Annotated in this window: 4 protein-coding genes; 3 read left to right on the forward strand and 1 reads right to left on the reverse strand. The window is 51.7% G+C overall.

Going from position 1 to position 3,643, the window contains the following annotated elements; translation table 11 throughout:
- From ldtD to RTY00_RS21805, 3 genes are all read left to right on the forward strand, one after another.
- The coding region (gene ldtD / locus RTY00_RS21795) for a L,D-transpeptidase (protein WP_312666189.1) at window positions 1-828 on the forward strand (828 nt) is incomplete at its 5' end.
- 187 nt (window positions 829-1,015) lie between these two features.
- Entirely contained in the window at window positions 1,016-1,567 is a 552-nt protein-coding gene (locus tag RTY00_RS21800) for a YcbK family protein (protein ID WP_008102370.1), read from the forward strand.
- 36 nt (window positions 1,568-1,603) lie between these two features.
- Entirely contained in the window at window positions 1,604-2,236 is a 633-nt protein-coding gene (locus RTY00_RS21805; RefSeq protein WP_312666191.1) for an MBL fold metallo-hydrolase, read from the forward strand.
- A gap of 45 nt (window positions 2,237-2,281) precedes the next feature.
- Here RTY00_RS21805 and RTY00_RS21810 read toward each other — a convergent pair whose 3' ends face one another.
- Entirely contained in the window at window positions 2,282-3,472 is a 1,191-nt protein-coding gene (locus RTY00_RS21810) for an amino acid aminotransferase (protein WP_312666193.1), read from the reverse strand.
- Between the last annotated feature and the right edge of the window lie 171 nt (window positions 3,473-3,643).

Consider the following 3,643-nt stretch of genomic DNA (forward strand, 5'->3'; position numbering starts at 1 on the left):
CCACGTACCCGTGAATGGCTGAATGTGCCGCCGCAGATGCGCGCCTCGCTGCTGGCGCTCAATATTCAGCGTCTGCGTCTGCTGCCGGATGATATGCATAACGGCATCATGGTAAACATTCCTAACTATTCGCTGACCTACTACAACAATGGTGCCACCATTTTGTCATCGCGCGTGATTGTGGGTCGTCCAGACCGCAAAACGCCGCTAATGCGCAGCGCGCTGAATAATGTGGTGCTGAATCCACCGTGGAATGTGCCAACCACGCTGGTGCGCCAGGATATTGTGCCGAAGGTGAAGCAGGATCCGTCATATCTCTATAAGCACGGTTATACGCTGTTGTCGGGTTGGAGTGCGGATGCGGAAGTGATCGATCCTTCAATGATTGACTGGCATATGGTGTCGGCGGCGAGCTTCCCATATCGCATTCGTCAGGCGCCAGGCGCGACTAACTCGCTGGGTCGCTACAAATTCAATATGCCGAGTTCGGATGCGATCTATCTGCACGATACGCCAAACCATAATCTGTTCCAGCGTGATATTCGTGCGCTCAGTTCGGGTTGTGTGCGCGTCAATAAAGCTTCGGAATTGGCCGATCTGCTATTGCAGGATGTGGGCTGGAATGACGGCCGTATTTCGGACACATTGAAAGAGGGGAATACCCGTTATGTGCCGATTCGCCATCGCATCCCAGTGAACCTTTACTACCTCACCGCTTGGGTTGCAGATGATGGACTCCCACAATATCGTACAGATATTTACAATTATGATAACCCTGCGCGTTCCGGCAGTCAGGTGCTGTATAAAGCCGGTCAATTGTTACTCTAGTACTTGATTTGGCTGTTTTCTCTTCACATGAATTTAACCAAGACCAGTCTCGAAAATTTGATTTTGAGCTGGTTTTGGTCTTCTGCAACATATTCTGGGTTGACTGAGTCTTAGGCGGACGTTAATGTTCGGCCTTGTGTATTTTTCGCACATATTTTATCCGCTTTAGACTAGGTAACCTCGCTTCATGGCTAATATTGATTCTCAACGTCGTCGATTACTCTTGATTGGAGGCGCAGCAGCAGGATTATCACTGCTTCCTGGCTCCGCTCTGGCTTCGCTTTCCACCGCCCGCCCTCGAGTATTGACACTTAGTAACCTTCACACCGGCGAAACCCTTAAAACGGAGTTTTTTAACGGTAAGCGTTATGACAAGGATGAGTTAGCCCGCTTAAATCACTTTTTCCGTGATTACCGCGCCAATCAGGTGAAGAACATCGATCCCCATCTTTTTGATCAGCTTTATCGTCTGCAAACGTTGCTGGATACGCGCAAGCCGGTGCAGTTGATTTCGGGTTACCGCACATTAGCGACTAACACTATGCTGCGTGAATCGGGTCCGGGCGTGGCGAAAAAAAGCTATCACACCAAAGGACAAGCGATGGATTTCCACATTGAGGGAATTTCGTTGAGCAATGTTCGCAAAGCGGCGTTATCTATGCGCGCCGGTGGTGTAGGATATTACCCGCGCAGCAACTTCGTACACATAGATACCGGGCCTGCAAGGCACTGGTCCTGATACCGGCAGCGCTGCGTGTGTCGGTCATGGAGCGCTATGAATTACCAAATTATTCCGGTTACGGCTTTTTCCCAAAACTGTTCAGTTATATGGGATGACGAAACCCAACAAGCCGCACTGGTCGATCCCGGCGGCGATGCGGAAACCATCAAAGCCGTGCTGGCAGAACGTGGTTTAACGCCGTCGCAGATCCTGCTCACTCATGGACATCTTGATCACGTCGGTGCCGCTGCGGAACTTGCGGCACATTATCAGGTGCCCATTGTCGGTCCGAATCCGCTTGATGCTTTCTGGTTAGACAATCTGCCTACACAGAGTCGCATGTTTGGATTACCCGAATGCGCGCCGCTGACGCCCGATCGCTGGCTGGAAGAGGGTGAAACTGTTCAGGTTGGTAATGTCGTGCTGGAAGTACTGCTTTGTCCGGGCCATACGCCGGGACACATCGTGTTCTTTGATCGTGCAGGACGTCTGCTGATTTCAGGGGATGTAATTTTTAACGGTGGAGTCGGACGTTCCGATTTCCCGCAGGGCAGTCACAGCGACCTAATCGATGCGATTAAAGCCAAGCTGCTGCCGCTAGGCGATGATGTGACTTTCGTGCCGGGTCACGGGCCTATCTCAACGCTAGGCCGCGAACGCATCAGCAATCCGTTCCTGCAAGAATAAAAAAATGGGCCCTTTTGGCCCATTTGTCGTTATTTGCCGCCTGATTTATAAAACCGCGACTATCGCTTCACACAGCGCCGACATGTTGTCTGGCGTCATGCCTGCCACGTTAACGCGACCAGAGTTCACAGCATAAACACCAAACTCTTCACGCAGACGTACCACCTGATCTTTGGTCAGGCCGCTGAACGAGAACATACCGTTCTGTTTGATGATGAAGCTAAAGTCTTGATTAGCACCTTTCTCCGCCAGCGTGTTCACAAACAGCTGACGCATGCGCTGGATGCGCTGACGCATATCGGTCAGCTCCTGAATCCAGATGGTACGCAGTGCGTCGTTGCTGAGGATGGTGGCGACTACTGCCGCGCCGTGTGACGGCGGGTTTGAGTAGTTGGCGCGAATGGTATATTTCACCTGGCTAAACGCGGTTTTCGCCACGTCGCTGCTCGCAGCAACCAGCGTTAATGCACCAACACGCTCGTTATACAAACCGAAGTTCTTCGAGTAAGAGCTGGCAACGATCAGTTCCTGATGTGAAGCGGCAAAAATACGCAGCCCTTCCGCATCTTCGTCCAGACCACGAGCAAAACCCTGATAGGCGAAATCAAACAGCGGCAGCCAGCCTTTCTCTTGCGACAGCTGCGCCAACTGCTGCCATTGCTCTGCAGAAGGATCAACGCCGGTTGGGTTGTGGCAGCAGCCGTGGAACAGCACTACATCGCCCGCTTTGGCTTCCTGCAGCGATGACACCATCGCGTCGAAATCCAGGCTGTGGCTTGCAGCATCGTAATAATCGTAATCACATACTTCCAGGCCAGCAGCGTTGAACACATTGTTATGGTTCGGCCAGCTTGGATTGCTCACCCAAACGCGCTTTACGCTGGTCTGGTTTGCCAGAAAATCTGCCGCAACGCGCAGGGCACCGGTGCCGCCTGGCGTTTGTGCGGTGCAGGCGCGACCGGCTGAAATCAGTGCGCTCTCTTTGCCGAACAGTAACTCCTGCGTGCAACGCGCGAAATCCGCCAGACCATCAATGCTCAGGTAGTTCTTGGTGGTTTCATTTTCCAGCAAATACTGCTCAGCTTTTTTAACACTGGTGAGCACCGGCGTTTTACCGGTTTCATCTTTATAAACACCAATGCCAAGATTGATTTTATTCGTCCGGTCATCGGCACGAAAAAGGTCAGCCAGTCCCAGAATAGGATCGGCGGGTGCGGCAGAGATCGATTCAAACATGAGTCAGTTCCGTTTGGGTGAACTTTAGCGAAATGAGCTATCAGGTTAACGTCAGTCGGCACGCTTGCCAACCGCTGATATAAAAAAGAAATATGTCAGCAGGATAAAGTAGAAAAGCTAATTGCGAAGCCGATCACTGAAATGCAAAACGGAGCCCGAAGGCTCCGTTTT

Origin of the sequence: Pantoea sp. CTOTU49201 (genome assembly GCF_032054795.1) — a bacterium.
Classification (GTDB): Bacteria; Pseudomonadota; Gammaproteobacteria; order Enterobacterales; family Enterobacteriaceae; genus Pantoea; species Pantoea symbiotica.

What these genes read in the sequence shown, in the direction of transcription:
- RTY00_RS21805 (WP_312666191.1), top strand. Translation starts at nt 1,604, where the DNA reads ATGAATTACCAAATTATTCCGGTTACGGCTTTTTCCCAAAACTGTTCA.
- RTY00_RS21810 (WP_312666193.1), bottom strand. Translation starts at nt 3,472, where the DNA reads ATGTTTGAATCGATCTCTGCCGCACCCGCCGATCCTATTCTGGGACTG.
- RTY00_RS21800 (WP_008102370.1), top strand. Translation starts at nt 1,016, where the DNA reads ATGGCTAATATTGATTCTCAACGTCGTCGATTACTCTTGATTGGAGGC.